The sequence below is a fragment of the Cellulosimicrobium composti genome (assembly GCF_009711085.1).
Taxonomy (GTDB): domain Bacteria; phylum Actinomycetota; class Actinomycetes; order Actinomycetales; family Cellulomonadaceae; genus Cellulosimicrobium; species Cellulosimicrobium composti.
Genome location: NZ_WMKA01000016.1, coordinates 1 through 18,851, shown reverse-complemented (window position 1 = coordinate 18,851; position 18,851 = coordinate 1). Strand labels below are relative to the sequence as shown.

At 74.8% G+C, this 18,851-nt stretch carries 13 protein-coding genes; 9 read left to right on the top strand and 4 right to left on the bottom strand.

Going from position 1 to position 18,851, the window contains the following annotated elements; genetic code table 11:
• Positions 1-52: 52 nt before the first annotated feature.
• Complete coding sequence (locus GJV82_RS08885; protein ID WP_024840702.1) at positions 53-451, top strand: YccF domain-containing protein; 399 nt, start codon at positions 53-55, stop codon at positions 449-451.
• A 21-nt stretch (positions 452-472) separates the two neighbouring features.
• Here GJV82_RS08885 and ybaK read toward each other — a convergent pair whose 3' ends face one another.
• Positions 473-976, bottom strand: coding sequence for a Cys-tRNA(Pro) deacylase (gene ybaK / locus GJV82_RS08880; RefSeq protein ID WP_115942859.1), 504 nt, complete (start codon positions 974-976; stop codon positions 473-475).
• A 25-nt stretch (positions 977-1,001) separates the two neighbouring features.
• Positions 1,002-1,724 (bottom strand): VIT1/CCC1 transporter family protein, encoded by a 723-nt coding sequence (locus GJV82_RS08875; RefSeq protein ID WP_155098969.1) that lies wholly within the window; start codon positions 1,722-1,724, stop codon positions 1,002-1,004.
• A 72-nt stretch (positions 1,725-1,796) separates the two neighbouring features.
• Here GJV82_RS08875 and GJV82_RS08870 point away from each other — a divergent pair, with 72 nt between their 5' ends.
• From GJV82_RS08870 to GJV82_RS08860, 3 genes are all read left to right on the top strand, one after another.
• Complete coding sequence (locus tag GJV82_RS08870) at positions 1,797-2,453, top strand: GNAT family N-acetyltransferase (RefSeq protein WP_318657458.1); 657 nt, start codon at positions 1,797-1,799, stop codon at positions 2,451-2,453.
• A 142-nt stretch (positions 2,454-2,595) separates the two neighbouring features.
• Positions 2,596-3,612 carry a GNAT family N-acetyltransferase gene (locus GJV82_RS08865; RefSeq protein WP_155098968.1) on the top strand — a complete coding sequence of 339 codons (1,017 nt, stop codon included), beginning with the start codon at positions 2,596-2,598 and terminating at the stop codon, positions 3,610-3,612.
• Positions 3,613-3,670: 58 nt separating this feature from the next.
• Positions 3,671-4,096, top strand: a complete 426-nt coding sequence (locus tag GJV82_RS08860) for a carboxymuconolactone decarboxylase family protein (RefSeq protein WP_318657457.1) — start codon at positions 3,671-3,673, stop codon at positions 4,094-4,096.
• Between the two features lie 72 nt (positions 4,097-4,168).
• On the opposite strand, the gene GJV82_RS08855 is transcribed toward GJV82_RS08860, so the two are convergent.
• Entirely contained in the window at positions 4,169-6,919 is a 2,751-nt protein-coding gene (locus tag GJV82_RS08855; RefSeq protein ID WP_318657456.1) for a DEAD/DEAH box helicase, read from the bottom strand.
• A 138-nt stretch (positions 6,920-7,057) separates the two neighbouring features.
• On the opposite strand from GJV82_RS08855, the gene GJV82_RS08850 reads away from it, so the two are divergent.
• The 4 genes from GJV82_RS08850 to GJV82_RS20725 all read left to right on the top strand — a co-directional run bounded on the left by GJV82_RS08850 (position 7,058) and on the right by GJV82_RS20725 (position 17,320).
• Positions 7,058-10,702 (top strand): GH92 family glycosyl hydrolase, encoded by a 3,645-nt coding sequence (locus tag GJV82_RS08850; RefSeq protein WP_155098967.1) that lies wholly within the window; start codon positions 7,058-7,060, stop codon positions 10,700-10,702.
• A 79-nt stretch (positions 10,703-10,781) separates the two neighbouring features.
• Entirely contained in the window at positions 10,782-14,267 is a 3,486-nt protein-coding gene (locus GJV82_RS08845) for a GH92 family glycosyl hydrolase (protein WP_155098966.1), read from the top strand.
• Between the two features lie 202 nt (positions 14,268-14,469).
• Positions 14,470-16,599: an acid phosphatase gene (locus GJV82_RS08840; RefSeq protein ID WP_155098965.1), complete on the top strand. Its 2,130-nt coding sequence runs from the start codon at positions 14,470-14,472 to the stop codon at positions 16,597-16,599.
• 127 nt (positions 16,600-16,726) lie between these two features.
• The gene (locus tag GJV82_RS20725; RefSeq protein WP_318657455.1) at positions 16,727-17,320 is read left to right on the top strand and encodes a YdeI/OmpD-associated family protein; all 594 of its coding nucleotides are present in this window, start codon (positions 16,727-16,729) and stop codon (positions 17,318-17,320) included.
• Between the two features lie 7 nt (positions 17,321-17,327).
• Here the strand turns inward: GJV82_RS20725 and GJV82_RS08830 are convergent, their stop codons facing one another.
• Positions 17,328-18,116 (bottom strand): helix-turn-helix domain-containing protein, encoded by a 789-nt coding sequence (locus tag GJV82_RS08830; protein ID WP_155098963.1) that lies wholly within the window; start codon positions 18,114-18,116, stop codon positions 17,328-17,330.
• Between the two features lie 144 nt (positions 18,117-18,260).
• On the opposite strand from GJV82_RS08830, the gene GJV82_RS08825 reads away from it, so the two are divergent.
• Positions 18,261-18,656 (top strand): nuclear transport factor 2 family protein, encoded by a 396-nt coding sequence (locus GJV82_RS08825; protein WP_155098962.1) that lies wholly within the window; start codon positions 18,261-18,263, stop codon positions 18,654-18,656.
• The last annotated feature ends 195 nt before the right edge of the window (positions 18,657-18,851 follow it).

Sequence of the window (18,851 nt, the reverse complement as noted above, 5' to 3'; positions counted from 1 at the left end):
CGATCGGCACCGGGGCCGCGGTCGGCGAGAATGGTCGCGAAAGGACGGTGCCGTGAAGACACTGCTCAACATCATCTGGCTCGTGTTCGCCGGGCTCTGGCTCGCGCTGGGGTACGTCGTCGCGGGCATCATCTGCTGCATCCTCGTCGTGACGATCCCGTTCGGGATCGCGAGCTTCCGCATCGCGGGCTACGCGCTGTGGCCGTTCGGCCGCACCGTCGTCGACAAGCCGACCGCGGGCGCATGGTCGACGATCGGGAACGTCATCTGGGTGCTCGTCGCAGGGATCTGGCTCGCGATCGGGCACGTCGTCACCGCGATCCCGCTCTTCGTGTCGATCATCGGCATCCCGCTCGGGATCGCGAACCTCAAGCTCATCCCCGTCTCGCTCCTGCCGCTGGGCAAGGACGTCGTCCCGACCGACGCCCCGTTCGCCGCCTACCAGCGCTGACCGCGACGGTCGCCGCCCGCCCTACCGGGCGACGGGGGCGGCGGTCCCGCCGGTGAGGCGCAGCAGGTCCGACGGCGCGAGACCGACGTCGAGGCCCCGGCGCCCGCCCGAGACGTACACCGCGTCGAACACGAGCGCGCTGTCGTCGAGGAACGTGCGGTGGCGCTGCTTCTGGCCCAGCGGCGAGATGCCGCCGACGACGTAGCCGGTCGCGCGCTCGGCCGCGGCGGGCTCGGCCATCGTCGCCTTCTTGCCGCCCGCCGCCTTCGCGAGCGCCTTGAGGTCGAGCTGACGGTCGACCGGCACGATGCCCACGACGAGGGGGCCGCCGTCGACCACGGCGAGCAGCGTCTTGAACACCCGCTCGGCGGGCACCCCGATCGCGGCGGCGGCCTCGAGCCCGTAGGACAGGTCGCTCGACGGGTCGTGCTCGTACGGGTGCAGCGTGTGCGCGACGCCCTCGCGCTCGAGGAGGGCGACCGCGGGGGTCCCGGCGTGCGCGGACGACTTCGACTTCTTGGCCACGCGCCGATTCTGCCGCAGCGGTGCGCTACACGTTGACGTCGAGCAGGGACCCGATCGCGTACGTCACGCCCATCGCCACCGCGCCGCCGAGGACCGTGCGCACCGTCGCGCGCCGCGTGGGCGCCTCGCCGAGCCGTGCGGAGCCCCAGCCGGTGAGCACGAGCGCGAGCACGACGGCGACGAAGGTCAGCGGGATCCGCACGCCCGCGGGGGCGAGGAGGATCGCCGCGAGCGGCAGCAGCCCGCCGACGGTGAACGACACCACGGACGCGAGCGCGGCCTCCCACGGGCTCGTGAGCTCGTCCGGGTCGATGTGCAGCTCGGCGTCGGCGTGCGCCGCGAGCGGGTCGCGCTCGGTGAGCTGGACGGCGACCTGCCGCGCGAGGTCCGGCGTCAGGCCCTTCGCCTCGTAGATCCCGGCCAGCTCGTCGAGCTCGGCGTCGGGCATCTCGGCGAGCTCGCGGCGCTCGGTCGCGAGCAGCGCCTTCTCGGTGTCGCGCTGCGTGCTCACCGAGACGTACTCGCCCGCGGCCATCGACAGCGCGCCGGCGAGCAGCGCCGCGCCGCCGGCCGTCGCGATGACGGGGACCGACGTGCTCGTCGCCGCGACGCCCACGACGACACCGGCCGTCGACACGATGCCGTCGTTCGCCCCGAGCACCCCGGCGCGCAGCCGGTTGAGCCGTGAGCCCGTGCTCGGTCGGTGCAATTCGTCGGGGTGCTCGCCCGGTCGCGGTGCGTCGCTCATGAGCACACTGTAGGGCCGGCGGGAGGTCCCGACGCCGGTGCGCGGCCCGGCGCGTCGGCGTACGGTCGGACCGTGGCGGCACCCGGCGCGGCGCACCCCGGCAGGCCCGGGGCCGTCGTCGTGCGCCCGGCGAACGAGGTCACGTGGGACGACCTCGCGGCCGTGTTCGGCGACCGCGGCTACCCCGCGACGTGCTGGTGCCAGCGCCAGGTGCTCGGCGACCGGGTCTGGTACGCCACGCCGCCCGAGGAGCGCGCGCGGCTCCTGCACGAGCAGACGAGCTGCGACGACCCGGACGCCCCGACGACGAGCGGCCTCGTGGCGTTCCTCGACGGCGAGCCCGCGGGGTGGGTCGCGGTCGGGCCCCGCCCCTCGTTCCGGCGCCTGCGCGGCAGCCCCGTGCCCTGGACCGGACGGGCGGCAGGCGACGCCCAGGACAAGGACGACCCGGACGTGTGGGCGGTCGCGTGCTTCGTCGTGCGCGCGGGGTTCCGCGGGCTGGGCCTCACGTACGACCTCGCGCGCGCGGCCGTCGACTTCGCCCGCGCGCGCGGCGCGGCCGCGGTCGAGGGCTACCCGATCCTCGACCCGTCGGGTGCCCCGATCACGTGGGGCGAGAACTCGGTGGGCAGCGTCCAGGCGCTCCGTGCCGCGGGGCTCGAGGAGGTCGCGCGGCCGACCGTGCGGCGCCGGGTGCTGCGCCGCGACCTGCGGCCGCGCGGCGCCTGACCGCGCGACCGGCTCGCGGGCGGCGGACCCCCCGGCGGCGGACCCCCGGCGGCGGGACCCGGGCGGCGGAACCCCGTGCGGCGGTGGCCCTCCGCGCGAAAAGAGGGCGCGCCCGCGCGGTGGCGTGGTGTCTCATCGAGGCATGGTGATCGAGACCGCGACGCCGCGGGTCGAACAGCTCGGCGAGGTCCTGGACGCGGTGCGCGCGTGGCAGGATGACGCCGCCCCGCTCCAGCTGCACCCGGGCGACGTCGGATGGTTCTGGCGGTTCGGCGCCACCGCGACCGCGGCCGCGCTGCGCACGTGGCGCCGTGACGGGCGCGTCGTCGCCGTCGGGCTGCTCGACGGGCCGGACCTCCTGCGCCTGGGCGTCGCGCCGGACCTCCTGCGCGACGACGAGCTCGCCCGGCGGATCGCCGCGGACGCCGCCGACCCGGCCTGCGGCGTCCTCGGCCCGGGCCCGGTGTCCGTCGAGTCGCCGGTCGGCGCGCTCGTCGACGAGCGTCTTGCCGACGCGCGCTGGGCGCAGGACGAGCCGTGGGCGCTGCTGCGCCGTGATCTCACGGGTCCCGTGGAGGACCCGGGCGTGCGGGCGCGCGTCGTCGGTCCGGCGGACGCGCCCGCGTGGGCGGAGGTGCTGCGCTCGGCGTTCGGCGGCGCCCGCGCCGCGCCCGAGCGCTGGCACGCGCTCGCCGCCGGGCTGCCGTTCGCGGACGCGCGGTGCCTCCTGGTGCACGACGTCGAGGCCGCGNCGGCGGACGCGCCCGCGTGGGCGGAGGTGCTGCGCTCGGCGTTCGGCGGCGCCCGCGCCGCGCCCGAGCGCTGGCACGCGCTCGCCGCCGGGCTGCCGTTCGCGGACGCGCGGTGCCTCCTGGTGCACGACGTCGAGGCCGCGGACGAGCCCGCGGCCGTCATCGGCGTGTGGTCGGCGGGCGCGGGCCGCCCCGGACTGGTGGAGCCCCTGGGCGTGCACGCCGACCACCGCGGCCGGGGCCTCGGCCGGGCCGCGACGCTCGCGGGCCTGGCCGCGTTGCGCGCGCTCGGCGCGTCGAGCGCGCTCGTCGCCACGCCCGCGGCCAACGCCGGCGGCGTCGCGACGTACGTCGCCGCCGGGTTCGAGCACCTGCCCGCGCGCCGCGACCGGCGCCGCGAGGCGTGACGGCCGCCCTGCGAGACCGGGCGCCGTCGCGCGCGGGCGCTCGCCTACGCTGCGCCTCGTGACGCAGGGGGAGAGCACGCAGGACCGGGCGACGACGCGCGCCGAACGCTACGAGCAGGGGAGGGCGGTGCTCGACGCGGTCAACCCGGGCGCCGGTGCGGCGCTGCGGGACGCGCTCGGGGACGTGTCCCCGGAGCTCGAGCACCAGGTCGCCGCGTGGGCGTACGGCGAGGTCTACGCCCGCCCCGGGCTCGGGGCGCGCGACCGCCAGCTCGTCACGCTCGGCATGCTCTGCGCTCTCGGCGGGTGCGAGCCGCAGCTCGAGATCCACGTGGGCACCGCGCTCGACGTCGGGCTCGCACCGCAGGAGATCGTCGAGGCGCTGCTGCAGTCCGCCGTCTACTGCGGGTTCCCGCGGGCGCTCAACGCGACGGCCGCCGCGAAGCGGGTCTTCGCGGCGAGGGGCCTCCTGCCGCTCGCGTAGCGGGTCTCCCGCCCGTCGGGCGCGACGGGGACCCGGGCCCGCGGAAGGCTGGTCGCGGAGGGCGGGTCGGACTTACAGCGGCCCGACCGCGAGCACCGTCACCACGGGCTCGCCCGCCTCGTCGCTCGCCGCGAGGTCGACGCTCGCGGTGATCGCCCAGTCGTGGTCGCCGGCCGGGTCGTCGAGCACCTGGCGGACGAGCCACGTGCCCGCCGGGACGACCCCTGCGGGGGCGTGCTCCGCCGTCCGGCCCTCGTGGCCCGCGGGCAGCGGTGCGCCCGCCTCGACGACCTGGAACAGCGCTGCCGCGCGCGCACCCGGGCCGATGCCGATCGCGTCGTCCCCCTGGTCCTCGAACAGCGGGTCCAGGGCGTCACCCCACGCGTCCGCGTCCCAGCCCGCGCGGCCGTCGAGCGCGCCGAGCGCCCGGTAGTCCTCGCGCGCCGCGAGCTCGACGCGGCGGAACAGCGCGTTGCGCACGAGGCGGCGAAACGCCCGGGGGTTGCCCGTCACGGGGCGCGCGGGCGCCTCGGCCCCCGCCCCGGAGAGCGGTCCGTCGCCGACCTCGCCGTCCGCGTCGTCGTCCACCGGGTGCGCGAGGCGCTCCCACTCGTCGAGGAGCGACGAGTCGACGCCGCGCACGAGCTCGCCGAGCCACTCCACGATCTCCTGCACCTCCTCGGTGCGGTGCTCGTCCGGGACCACCTGGCGCAGCGCGCGGTAGGCGTCCGCGAGGTAGCGCAGCACGACGCCCTCGGTGCGCTCGAGCCCGTAGACGGACACGAACTCCGCGAAGGTCATGGCGCGCTCGACCATGTCGCGGACCACCGACTTGGGGGAGAGCTCGGCGTCCGCGACCCAGGGGTTGGACCGCTTGTACATCGCGAACGCGGGCGCCAGCAGCTCCTCGAGCGGCTTGGGCCACGTGATCTCCTCGAGCAGCGCCATGCGCTCCTCGTACTCGTACCCCTCGGCCTTCATCGCGGCGACCGCCTCGCCCTTGGCGGCGTTCTGCTGCGCGTAGAGCACCTGGCGCGGGTCGTCGAGCGTCGCCTCGATGACGGAGACGACGTCGAGCGCGTGGGTGGCGCCCTCGACGTCGAGCAGGTCGAGCGCCGCGAGCGCGAACGGCGACAGCGGCTGGTTGAGCGCGAACTCGCGCGGGAGGTCGCCGACGAGGCGCACGCTCGGGCGGTAGCCCGCGGGGCGCGACGGGTCCGGAACGCGCACGCGCTCGACGATTCCCGCGACGCGCAGCGACCGGTAGATGCGGAACGTCTGGCGCACGTGCTCGCGGCGCTGGGACTCCGTGTCGTGGTTCGCGAGGAGCAGGTGCCGCATGGCCTCGACGGGGTCGCGGCGCGGGTCGCCCGCGTCCGCGTCGCCGGGCTGCGGGCGGCCGTGCTGGGCGGTGCGTGCGAGGACGTTGAGCACCATCGCGTGCGTGACCGTGAAGTGGCTCGTCAGCGGCTCGGGCTCGGCGTCGCGCAGGCGCTCGAACGTCGCGTCGGTCCAGTTGACCGAACCCTGCGGCGCCTTCTTCCGGACGATCTTCTTGAGCTTCTTCGGGTCGTCGCCCGCCTTGGCGAGCATCTTGCGGTTCTCGATGACGTGCTCGGGCGCCATGACGAGCACCTCGCCCACGGTGTCGTACCCGGCGCGGCCCGCGCGCCCCGCGATCTGGTGGAACTCGCGCGCGGTGAGGTGGCGCATGCGCTCGCCGTCGAACTTCACGAGGCTCGTGAGCAGCACGGTGCGGATGGGCACGTTGATGCCCACGCCGAGCGTGTCCGTGCCGCACACGACCTTGAGCAGCCCGGCCTGCGTGAGGCGCTCGACCACGCGCCGGTACTTGGGGAGCATGCCCGCGTGGTGCACGCCGACGCCGTGCCGCAGGAACTTGCTGAGCGTCTTGCCGAACCCGGTGCCGAAGCGGAAGTCGCCCAGCTCGGCGGCGATCGCCTCCTTCTCCGACTTGGTCGCGACGTTCATCGACAGCAGCGACTGCGCGCGCTCGACGGCGTCCTTCTGCGTGAAGTGCACGACGTACACCGGGGCGCGGCGCGTGCTGACGAGCTCCTCGATGACCTCGGTGAGCGGCTCGACGACGTAGCTGAAGTGCAGCGGGACCGGCCGCTCGGCCGTGGTGACCTCGGCGACGGGGCGCCCCGTGCGCTCCTCGAGCTCCTCGACGAACCGCGTGGTGTCGCCGAGCGTTGCCGACATGAGCAGGAACTGGGTGTTCGGCAGCTCGAGCAGAGGGACCTGCCACGCCCAGCCGCGCTGCGGGTCGGCGTAGAAGTGGAACTCGTCCATGACGACCTGGGAGATCGCGTCCTCGTCGACAGGTCCGGCAGCGGCGCCGTCGCCGCCGCCGCGGCGCAGCGCGATGTTCGCGAGGATCTCGGCCGTGCAGCAGATGATCGGCGCGTCGGGGTTCACGGCGGAGTCGCCCGTGGTCATGCCGACGTTCTTGGACCCGAACGCCGCGACGAGCGCGAAGAACTTCTCGCTCACGAGCGCCTTGAGCGGCGCGGTGTAGTACGTGCGGCCGCCGCGGCCCGACCGGTGCGCGGCGAGCGCGGCGAACTGCGCACCCATCGCGACGAGCGACTTCCCCGAGCCCGTGGGCGTCGACAGGATGACGTGCGAGCCGGTGACCAGCTCGATGAGCGCCTCGCTCTGGTGCGGGTACAGCTCCAGACCCTGCTCGGTCGCCCAGGTGGTGAACCCCTCGTAGAGCGCGTCCGGGTCGGGGGCCTTGCCCGTCGGGGCGGGCACGTGCGCGAGGAGAGCCGGGGTGCGGCCGGTCGTGGTGGTCACGGGACGAGTCTGTCAGGTGTCGGGCGCACCAGGTGTCGGTCCGGCAGGCTCGACAGCGCTGTCAACGTGTGCGAGGGTATGCCGCGAGTCACCGACGACCACGATCCCACGACGCCGTGGGGGCAAGGGGAGCACCACATGCGCACCGACAGCGCGACCGAGCCCGGTCACCGTCCTCGTCCGTCCCGGTCCGGACCACCACGCCCGGCGCGAGCCCGGCGCCGCACGAGCGCCGCCGTCGCCCTCGCCACGGCGGCGAGCCTCGCGCTCCCGCTCGCCGCGCACGCCACGCCCGTCCCGGCGTCCGCAGCACGAGCCGAGGCCACGACGGCGGTCGCCGTGGTCGACGCCCCGCTCGTGGACTACGTGAACCCGTTCATCGGGACCAAGGACGACGGCAACACCTACCCCGGCGCGGCCGTGCCGTTCGGCATGGTCCAGCTCTCGCCGGACAACGGGCACAACGTCGGCTACGACTACGACCGCACGTCGGTCCGCGGCTTCTCGCTCGTGCACCTCTCGGGCGTGGGCTGCGGGCTCGGCGGCCCGCTCCCGGTCCTCCCGACGACCGGCCCCGTCACGTCGACGGACTACGGCCAGTACGCGCTCGGCTTCTCGCACGACGACGAGGAGGCCTCGCCCGGCTACTACCGCGTCGGCCTCCAGGCGGCCGCGGGCACGATCGACGCCGAGCTCACCGCGACCGCGCGCACGGGCGTGCAGCGCTACACGTTCCCGGCGACGACGCAGGCCAACGTGCTGCTCAACGCCGGGCAGGCCCTCAACCGCGTGACCGGGTCGGACGTCCGCGTGGTCGACGACCGCACGGTCGAGACCCGGATCACCGTGCGCGGCTTCTGCCAGGACACCGAGCCGCAGACGATCTGGACCCGCACGACGTTCGACCGCCCCTTCGTCGCGCACGGCACGTGGGACGGCGAGACCGTCATCGCGGGCTCCGACGCGGCGTCCGGCGGCGAGGGCCGCCGCGGCGCGTACGTCACGTTCGACACCACCGACGGCGACCTCGACGTCGAGGCCGTGACCGCGATGAGCTACGTCGGCGCCGAGGGCGCGGCGGCGAACCTCGCCGCCGAGGCCGGCACGTTCGACGCCGTGCACGACGCCGCGCGTGCGGCCTGGGAGGAGCGGCTCGGCCTCGTGCGGGTCGCGCAGGGCGCGGAGGACGACCTGCGCACGTTCTACTCGTCGCTGTACCGCAGCTTCCTCGCGCCGAACGTCGGGTCCGACGTCGACGGGCGCTACCGCGGCTGGGACCAGGAGGTCCACGACGCGGAACCGGACTTCACGTACTACCAGAACTACTCGCTCTGGGACACGTACCGCACCCAGCAGCAGCTCCTGTACCTGCTCGCGCCCGACGAGTCGGCCGACATGGCGCTCTCCCTCGTGCGCCAGGGCCAGCAGGGCGGCTGGCTCCCGCGCTGGGGCTACGGCACGGTCGAGACGAACATCATGACCGGCGACCCGGCGACGCCGTTCCTCGTCAGCGCGTGGCAGCAGGGCCTGCTCGCGGGCCACGAGGAGGAGGCGTACGCCGTCCTCCAGCAGAACGCCGACGGCGTCCCGCCCGCCCACTCGCCGTTCAACGGGCGCGCGGCGAACGTCGAGTACCTGCGCGACGGGTTCGTCCCCCACGAGCCCGCGCGCTCGGGCAAGCCGGGTGACTACGACCTCCAGCACGGCGCCTCGGCGACCATGGAGTACGCCCTCGCCGACGCGATGCTCTCGACCATGGCGCGCGGCCTCGGCCACGACGAGGACGCCGACCGGTACGCGGCCCGCGGCCAGAGCTACCGCAACGTGTTCGACCCGCGCACGAGCAACTTCCGGGCGCGCAGCGCCGACGGCTTCTTCGTCGGCGACGCGGACCCCGCGCACTCGGACGGGTTCCACGAGGGCACGGCCGTCCAGTACCAGTGGCTCGTGCCGCAGGACGTGCCGGGCCTGTTCGACCTCATGGGCGGCACCGACGCCGCGATCGACCGTCTCGACGCGTTCTTCGCGTACGACGAGCTCGTCGCCGACCCCGCGCGCGTCGCGAGCGAGGTCTGGGTCAACGGCACGTACGACTACTACGGCTGGGAGACGTACAACCCCAACAACGAGCCGAACCTCCACGCCCCCTACGTGTACCTGTGGACCGGCCAGCCGTGGAAGACGACCGACGTCGTGCGCGCGGCGGCGACGCTCTTCACCGACGGCCCCGACGGCGTCACGGGCAACGACGACCTCGGCACCATGTCCGCGTGGCACGTGCTGTCGTCGATCGGCGTGTACCCGATCGTCCCGGGCACGGACCTGTGGGGTCTGACGACCCCCCTGTTCGACGACGTGACGATCACGCTCGACCCCGAGGTGTTCGGGCGCGACTCACTGCGCCTCACCGCCGAGGGCGTCGCCCCCGACGCGCACTACACGCAGTCCGTGTCGCTCGGCGGCGAGCCGCTCGACCGTGCCTGGGTCACGGGAGACGAGCTCACCGCGGCCGGCACGCTCGACGTGACCGTCGGCACCGAGCCGTCCGCGTGGGCGACCGACCCCGCGTCCTCGCCGGGCGCCGTCGTGCCCGCGGACGGCACGGTCGAGCGCCTGTTCGTCGGCGCGACGCCGCGGCAGCCGGTCCTCACGCCGGGCGGGCAGACCGACGTCGCCGTCCAGGTCGTCGCGCAGGGCGCGGGGACGTCCAGCGGGACCCTGGAGGTGACGTCCGACGGTGCGGTCACCGCGACGACCGACCTCGCCGACTGGACCGCGAAGTCCGACGGCCTGCCGGCCACGGTCGAGGGCACGGTCACGCTCGCCGCGCCCACCGACGCCGAGCCGGGTCTCCACACGGTGCGGCTCGTCGTGCGCGACGCCGCAGGGACCGAGGCGGTGCGCGAGGTGCAGGTCGTCGTCTCGGGCGAGTCGTGGATCGCTGGCGCGTTCGACAACGTCGGCATCGGCGACGCCGGGGCAGCCAACGCGAACCTCGACGGCTCGGGCGCCTACCTCCTGCGCGACCTGCTCGCGGACCTCGGCGCCGTCCAGGGCCTCGAGCTCACCGTGCCGGGCACGGACCTCACCTACACGCTCGGTGCCCCGCCGGCGGGCGCGCCCGACAACGTCGCCGCGAGCGGCGAGGTCATCGAGGTGCCCGAGCACCTGCGCTCGGCCCGCCACCTCTCGGTGGTCGGGACGAGCACGCACGGCACGCACGGGGGCGGCCTCGTCCTCGGGTTCGCCGACGGCACGTCGCAGAGCGTCGACGTGCGCCTCAGCGACTGGTGCACGGGCTCGCCCGAGCCCGGCAACATCACGGTCGCGAAGGCCGGGGCGCGCGGCGACCGCGAGAACGTGCAGAAGATCGGCTGCGGCCTCTACGCCACCGCGCCCGTCGCGATCCCCGACGGCAAGGTCCTGACGTCGGTCACGCTGCCGGACGACGAGCGGTTCCACGTGTTCGCGATCGCGACCGACGCGACGGGGGTCGCCCCCGCGCCGCAGGTCGAGGTCACGGCGCAGGCCCGCTGCCTCGGCGGCAAGGTCTTCGTCGCGGTGCGCGCGCTCAACACCGGCGAGCAGCCCGCCGCGATCGAGCTCGCGACCCCGTACGGCTCGAAGCTCTTCGGTGACGTCGCGCCCGGGGCGAACGCCTACCAGTCGTTCGCCACCCGCGCCGCCGCCGCCGAGGCGGGCGAGGTCACGGTCACCGTGACGACGCCCGACGGCGAACCCCAGCAGGTCACGGCCGCGTACGACGCCGCCGCCTGCTCCTGATCGACGGTGGCGCGGGGCCGCACGGTCCCGCACCACCGTCCTCCGCTCCTTCCCGCTCCTTCGTCCCGTGAGGAACCGCATGTCTCGAACACCTCCCGCGCGCACCACGGTGCGGCGCACCGTCGCCGCGCTCTCCGCCACGGCGGTCCTGGCCGCCGGCCTCTGGGTCGCCCCCGCCGTCGGCCTCGCGGCCCCGGCGGTCGCGGCCGCACCCGACCTCGTCGAGGACCCCGTCTCCCACGTCGACCCGTTCGTCGGCACCGGCCAGGCGACGGGCGTCGTCGGGGAGATCAACAACTTCCCTGGTCCGTCGATGCCGTTCGGCATGATGCAGCTCTCGCCCGACACCCAGGTCTCCGTGAGCAACGGAGACAGGGCGTACGCCGGCTACCGGTACTCGCACCAGGCGATCCGCGGCTTCTCCATGACCCACGCGGCCGCCGGGTGCTGGATCTTCGGCGACGTACCGATCCTTCCGGTGACGGGCGACGTCGGGCCGTACCCGTGGGACCGCAAGGAGGCGTTCAGCCACGACGCGGAGAGCGCCGAGGTCGGCCGGTACGCGGTCACGCTCCAGTCGTCGGGGATCGAGGCGGAGCTGTCGGCCGCGACCCGCTCGGGCGGGCTGACGTTCGACTACCCCGAGGGCGACGCCGCGTCGCAGGTGATCGTCAACGCCGCGGGCTCGCTCGCGAGCGTGCGCAACGCGACGGTCCAGGTCGAGGACGCGCGCACGGTCACCGGGTCGGTGACGAGCGGCGGGTTCTGCGGCAAGAACAACACCCACACGACGTACTTCGCGATCGAGCTCGACCAGGACGCGCAGGCGTTCGGCACGTGGCAGGGCACGACCGTCTCGCCCGGCGACCCGTCGGCCGACGGCAACGGCGCGGGCGCGTGGCTCACCTTCGCGCCCGGCGCGACGGTGCACGCGAAGGTCGGCATGTCCTACGTGAGCGTCGAGGGCGCGCGCGCCAACCTCGCGGCCGAGATCCCGGGCTTCGACTTCGACGCCGTCCGCGACGCCAACCGCGCCGCCTGGTCCGACCTGCTCGGCAAGGTCCGCGTCGCGGGGCAGGACGAGGACGACCTCACCATGTTCTACACGTCGCTCTACCACTCGCTCCTGCACCCGAACACGTTCACCGACGTGGACGGCCGGTACGTCGGGTTCGACGGAGAGATCCACCAGGCCCCCGAGGGGCACGAGCGGTACGCGAACTTCTCCGACTGGGACACCTACCGGTCGCTCGGCGCGCTCCAGGCGCTGCTGGCGCCCGACCGCGCGTCGGACATGGCGCAGTCGCTCGTCGAGGTCGCCGACCAGTCCGGATGGCTGCCGCGCTGGCCCGTCGCGAACCAGCACACTGGCCAGATGACGGGCGACTCCTCGGTGCCGCTCATCGCGAGCATGTACGCGTTCGGGGCGCGCGACTTCGACGCGGAGTCGGCGCTCGCGCACATGGTCAAGGGCGCGACGAGCGCCGCCCCGACCGCGAACGGCTACGTGCAGCGGCGCGGGATCGAGACGTATCTCGAGCGTGGATACGCACCGCAGACCGAGGAGTTCCGGGGCGACCACCGCGTCGTCGGCGCGTCCATCACGCTCGAGTGGTCGATCGCCGACTTCGCGATCGGGCAGCTCGCGGCCGCGCTCGGCCAGGACGACGTCGCCACCGAGTACGCCGCGCGCGGCCAGTGGTGGCAGAACGTCCACGACCCCGTGACCCGCAAGGCAGGCGCCCGGAACGACGACGGCACGTTCGTGCGGTCGCAGGGCGGCGGCGGGTTCGGTCAGGAGGGCTTCGACGAGGGCAACGCGGAGCAGTACACGTGGCTCGTGCCGCAGAACGTCGCGGCGCTCACCGAGGCGCTCGGCGGGCGCGAGGCCGCCGCGCAGCGGCTCGACGCGTTCACCGCCCAGCACAACGCCGGACCCAACGAGCCGTACCTGTGGATCGGCAACGAGCCGAACTTCGGCGTCCCGTGGCTGTACGACTACGTGGGCCAGCCGTGGCGCACGAGCGAGCTCGTCGACGAGCTCACGTCCACGCTGTTCCGCCCCGAGCCGAACGGCAAGCCCGGCAACGACGACCTCGGCGCCCAGGCCGGCTGGTACGTGTGGGCCGCGATGGGCCTGTACCCGACCACGCCCGGCACCGACGTCCTCGCGCTCAACGCGCCGCGCTTCGACCGCGTCGTGATCGACCTCGGCGAGGGCGACACCCTCGACCTGCGTGCTCCCGGGGCATCGAGCGGCGCCCGGTACATCAGCGGCGTCACGGTCGACGGCGCCGCGTGGGACGGGACCTCCCTGCCGCGCCACGTCGCGCACGATGGCGGCGTCGTCGAGCTCGCGATGTCGACCGAGCGCGACACCACGTGGGGGACCGCGGCCGAGGACGCGCCGCCGTCGTGGCGCGGCGGCGAGTCCGCCGTCGTCGCCGCGGCGGATCCGGGCCTCGTGACGGTCGCGCCCGGCGGGTCGGCCGACGCGTCGGTGGCCGTGCAGCTCTTCGGTGCCGACGCCGCGGACGTGCGCGTCGCGGTCGACGCTCCTAACGGCATCGGGGTCGGCGAGCCCGCGCTCGTCGACGACGGCTCGGGCCACCTCACCGGGACGGTCCCCGTCCAGGTGGGTCCCGGTGTCGCGTCCGGGTACCACGACGCGCGCCTCGTGGTCTCGGCCGGGGACGACGACGTCGAGGTGCCCCTCACCGTCCTCGTCGCCGCGCCCGGGTCGCTCGTCGCGGCCTACGACACGGTCGGCACCGCGCCCGAGGCGAACCGTGGCGTCGGGAACTTCGACGCGGCCGGCAACTCGTTCTCGCGCGAGGCGCTCGCCTCCGCCGGGCTCACGCCCGGGTCGGTGCACGAGGTCGACGGCCTGGCGTTCACGTGGCCGTCCTCGCCCGTGGGGCGCCCCGACTCGGTCACGCTCACCGGCGAGACCGTGCGGCTCGACGCCCCGACGAGCCGGCTCGCGTTCGTGGGCGCGGCGACCAACGGGACCCATCGCGGCACCGCCGTCGTGACGCTCGACGACGGCAGCACCGCGACCACGACGATTGGCTTCGGCGACTGGGTCCTGCCGAGCGCGGACGGGTCGCCCGTGGAGGGCAACTCGGTCGTCGCGAGGATGGACCGGCGCAACGGCGACAAGGACAGCGCGTTCGTGTTCGCCACCGCCCCGTACACCGCCCCCGAGGGCCGGCGCGTGGTCGCCGTGACGTTCCCCGACGTCGACGACCTGCACGTGTTCGCGATCGCGACCGAGCCGGCCACGGATGTGCACCTCGTGGACGTGACGGTCTCCCCGCGCTGCCTCGCCGGGACCCCGTACGTGGCGGTGCGCGCCGCGAACGTCTCCACGGGGGCCGTCGACGTCGACCTCACGACGGGCGTGGGCTCGCGGTCCTTCACGGCCGTCGCCCCCGGCGCGAACGCCTACCAGTCGTTCGCCGCCCGCGGTGCGACCGGTGACGTGGACGTCACCGTCACGGCCACGGGGGAGGAAGGGACGCAGACGGTCACGCAGACCGTCGTCGTCCCGCGCTGCTCCTGACCGACGACGGGCCCGCACCGACCGCTCGGTGCGGGCCCGTCCTCGTGCTCGACCGCCGTACCGCTCGACCGCTGTACCGCTGTACCGCTCGAACGCAGTACCCGCAGTACCCGCAGTTCCCGCAGTACCCGCACGACCGCACGCCCGGTCGGTGTCACCGACCGCACCCACGCACGACCGACATCGACGAGAGGGACGACCCATGACCGGTACGACGACGTACCCGGCCCCGCGACCCCGCGACCGCCGGACCACCGCGCCGCTCGCTCTGCTGGCAGCGCTCACGACGCTCGCGCTCGTGCTCGCCGCGGCGCTCCAGGCGCCCGCGGCGCGCGCCGCCGAGGGATTCACGCCGACCGAGGTGGTCGGCGCCGGCACGACCTGGCGCTACCTGGACGACAACACCGATCCGGCGGCGGGGAACGCGGACCGGACCGTGTGGGCCGACCCGGCGTTCGACGACGCCGCGTGGAAGACCGGCCGGCCGGGCTTCGGCGCGGTCAACGGGACCGCGAGCGGCATCGGCGGCGGCCACACCATCACGACCCTGCTCGACTACTGGATCACGCAGACGCCCAAGGTCGTCGTGCCCGCCTACTTCTTCCGCACGACCGTGACCCTCGACGAGGCGACGCTCGACGAGATCACCGGCCTGCGCGGGACACTCGTCTACGACGACTCCGCCACCGTGTACGTCAACGGCGAGCGCGTCGCCGGGTGGGGCGACTCGATGATCACGCGGAACCTGCAGTACCAGGACAAGGCCGGCGCGACCGCGCCGCTGCGCGAGACGCTCGTCATCCCCGCCGACGTGCTCGTCCCGGGCGAGAACACGATCGCGGTCGAGATCCACCAGTGCAACGAGACGAGCTCGGACGTCTACTTCTCCCTCGCGCTCTCCACCACCGACGACCCGTCGATGCCGTTCCCGCAGGACGTCCTCGACCGGACCTACGCGTCCGACGCGACGCCGTCGGCCCCGACCGGGCAGGACTGGTTCACCTGGGTGCTGCGCGGGTTCGCCGACCTGCGCGCGAACCACCCGGAGATCCTCTCGCCCAACGAGCCCGGCCAGCCCACGAGCGCCAACGACCTCGGCTCGCTCGCGCGCAACAACGCCTACGTCGCCGGGGACCTGCAGGTGCAGCGCGCCCTGACCGACGGACGCGGCTCCGCCTACGAGACCATGGCGGACGCGCTCGGCAGCGAGCTCGGGCCGATCTACCGCGACGCGCTCGCGGCCGGCCGGCTCCCCAAGACGAAGGCGCTGCTGTCCGGTCGCGTGGAGAAGTCGGTCGGCAACCACGAGCCCGCGAAGGCCGCCTACAACTACAAGCGGCCGTTCGTCCGGCTCGGCTTCACGTCTTCGGGCGGGCACGTCAACGCGTTCGACTCGGCCGGCAGCTACGAGGGCCTGCGAGGCAACGGCTCCTTCCCGAGCGGTCACACCAACCACGGGTACGCGCAGGGCACCGTGCTCGCGACGCTCCTGCCGGAGCTCGGCCCGCAGATCCTCGCGCGCACGTCGGAGTACGGCGACAACCGGCTCGTGCTCGGGTTCCACTACCCGCTCGACGTCATGGGCGGCCGCATCACGGGGCAGAACATCGCACAGCTCCGGTGGTCGGACCCCGAGTTCCGGGTGCTCCTCGAGCAGGCCCGCGCCGAGCTCGTCACGGTGCTGGAGCGGGCGTGCGGGGACGAGATCGCGGCGTGCGCGCAGGACCAGGAGAACTACCTGCCCGCCGACCAGGCGCTCGCCGTCTACGAGCAGCGCCTGACCTACGGGTTCCCGCGCGTCGGGGAGGCGGGCCGGGAGGTCCAGGTGCCCGCCGGCGCCGAGGACTTGCTGCGCACGGCGTTCCCCGACCTCACGGGCGACCAGCGCCGGCTCGTCCTCGCGGCGACCGCGCTCGACTCGGGCTACGCGCTCGACGTGGCGGGCGAGGCCGAGTGGCAGCGCCTCGACCTCGCGGCCGCCATGGCGGCGGACGTCGTCGTGAACGCCGACGGCACGCTCACCGTGGACGGCGAGGTCGTCGGCGGTCCGACGGCACCGCTCGTCGACGTCGAGACGTCCGCGCGGTGCCTCGCCGGCACGCCCTACGTCGCGGTCCGCGCGCGCAACGTGTCCGACGGCGCGCTCGCCGTCGCGCTCGCCGCCGGCGCGGGGGAGAGGGCCTTCGACGCCGTGGCCCCCGGCGCCAACGCGTACCAGTCGTTCGCGGTGCGGGACATGACCGACGACGTGCCGGTGACCGTCACGGCGACCGGTACGGGCGGCGCGACCCAGGAGGTCACGCGGGACGTCGTCGTCCCGACCTGCGGCTGAGGGACCGACCCGGGAGGCGGACCGCGCCACGGCGCGCGCCTCCCGGGTCGACCCCGGCCGTGACCGGTCCCTGGCGCCCCGACGACCGGTCGGGCACGCTGGTGCCCTCACCGACGACGGAGGCGCAGTGACCGAGGAGTACCGGGGCCGGCCGGCGGTCCACGCCGAGACGCCGCAGGAGTGGCGGGCGTGGCTCGCCGACCACCACGACGACCCCGAACCCGGGGTGTGGCTCCTGACGTGGCGGCGCGAGAGCGGCCGCCCGACGTACGGCTACGAGCCGTGGATCGAGGAGGCCCTCTCGTTCGGCTGGATCGACGGGCAGGCCGCGACGGTCGACGCCGACCGCCACGCGCTCTGGTTCACGCGGCGCCGGCGTGGCAGCCGCTGGACCCGGCTCAGCAAGGAGCGCGTCGCGCGGGTCGAGTCCGACGGTCGCATGACCGACGCGGGTCGCGCCGTCGTCGAGGCGGCGAAGGCCGACGGGTCGTGGACGCGGCACGACGACGCCGAGGCGCTCGTCGTGCCCGACGACCTCGCCGCGGCGCTCGCGGCCCGCCCCGGCGCGCGCGAGCGCTTCGACGCGTTCACGCCCGGCGTCCGGCGCTCGGTCCTCGGGTGGATCGTCGAGGCGAAGCGCCCCGAGACCCGGGCGCGCCGCGTCGCGGAGACCGCCGAGCTCGCCGAGCAGGGCGTCCCCGCGCACCAGCCGCGCCGGTAGACGGCGGTCAGCGCGCGACGCCGAGCGCGGCCGCCGTGGCGTCGTCGGCGGGGAAGAACGACTCGATCGCGATCTCGTCGAGCGTGACGTCACGCGGGGACCCGAACACCGTCATCGTGTAGAGGAAGGCGAGCTCGCCGTCGGGCGTCGCGAGCCGCAGCGGCACGACGGCGTCGCCCGCCGCCACGCGGTCCTCGTGCCCGTGGTCGGGCGGCGGGAGGTACCCCTCGACCTCCGCGAGCAGCGCGGCGAGCGCCGGGTCGCCCGTGCGCTCGAGCTGGCGCCGCACGCGGCGGCGCACGTGCCCGCCCCACTCGGCGAGGTTCGCGATCCGCGGCGCGAGTCCGTCCGGGTGCAGCGTCAGCCGCAGCACGTTGGTGCGCGGTGCGCGCAGGTGGTCGGGGACGTCGTCGAGGAACGCGCCCGCGGCCGAGTTCGCGGCCACGAGGTCCCAGCGTCCGTCGACGGCCATCGCGGGGAACGGCTCGTGACCGGCGAGCACGAGGTCGACGGCGCGCCGCGCCGCCGCGAGCGTGGCGGTGGACAGCGGCGTCTCCCGGTGCCGCGGCGCGTACCCGGCCGCGAGGTACACGTCGTTGCGCGCGCGCAGCGGCACGTCGAGCTCGTCGCACAGGCGGTCGATCATCTCCCGGCTGGGGCGTGCGCGGCCCGTCTCCAGAAAGCTGATGTGGCGCGCCGACACGTCGGCGCCGAGCGCGAGGTCGAGCTGCGAGCGCCGACGCCGCACGCGCCACTCGCGCAGCATCGATCCGACGGGTGCGTCCACGGGTGCCATGGACCCACCCTGCCGCCGGCGGCGACGCGCGCCAACTACCTCCGAGGTCATCGACACGGTGCGCCGGCCTGCCCGACGGTGGTGCTCCGGCCGTCCGCCGGACCGCAGGGCGCCGCGGACCAGGCGCCGACCCGAGGAGGGATTATGTCCGAGACGACGACGCGCACCGCGACCGCGGTCGAGCGCTACCTGGAGTTCTGGAACACCGCGGACGCGGCCGAGCGCGACCGGCGCGCGGCGCGGACGTTCGCGCGCGGGGTCGAGTACGTGGCCCCGGTGACGCGCGCCGAGGGGGCCGACGCCGTGCTCGCGTTCGCGACCGAGCTGCTCGGCCATCTCGCGGGCCACCGCTTCGAGGCGCGCACGGATCCCGACCTGCACGACGACCGGTTGCGGCTGCGCTGGCGCGTCGTCGCGCCCGACGGGAGCGAGTTCGCGACGGGCACCGACGTGCTGCACGTGCGGTCCGACGGGCTCGTGTCGTCGGTGACGACGTTCCTCGACCGCGCCCCCGACGGGTTCGCGGCGCACCACGCGTGAGCACCGGACGTCGGTGCGCACGCGGACCACCGCGCGGGGGACGGCCGTGGCCGGACGGACCGGTCGCGGCCGTCCCTCGCCCGACGGGTCACGAGAGGTCCCAGAGCAGGCGGTAGTAGGCGATGCGCTCGGGGTCGGGCTCGACGCCGTAGCCCGCGTAGAGGCTGTCCCGTAATCCGTCGTGGACAGTGCTCG

Excerpts from the sequence above, each read along its gene's own strand:
- GJV82_RS08845 (WP_155098966.1), top strand. The coding sequence starts at position 10,782 with ATGTCTCGAACACCTCCCGCGCGCACCACGGTGCGGCGCACCGTCGCC.
- GJV82_RS08825 (WP_155098962.1), top strand. The coding sequence starts at position 18,261 with ATGTCCGAGACGACGACGCGCACCGCGACCGCGGTCGAGCGCTACCTG.
- GJV82_RS08875 (WP_155098969.1), bottom strand. The coding sequence starts at position 1,724 with ATGAGCGACGCACCGCGACCGGGCGAGCACCCCGACGAATTGCACCGA.
- GJV82_RS08830 (WP_155098963.1), bottom strand. The coding sequence starts at position 18,116 with ATGGCACCCGTGGACGCACCCGTCGGATCGATGCTGCGCGAGTGGCGC.
- GJV82_RS08840 (WP_155098965.1), top strand. The coding sequence starts at position 14,470 with ATGACCGGTACGACGACGTACCCGGCCCCGCGACCCCGCGACCGCCGG.
- GJV82_RS08850 (WP_155098967.1), top strand. The coding sequence starts at position 7,058 with ATGCGCACCGACAGCGCGACCGAGCCCGGTCACCGTCCTCGTCCGTCC.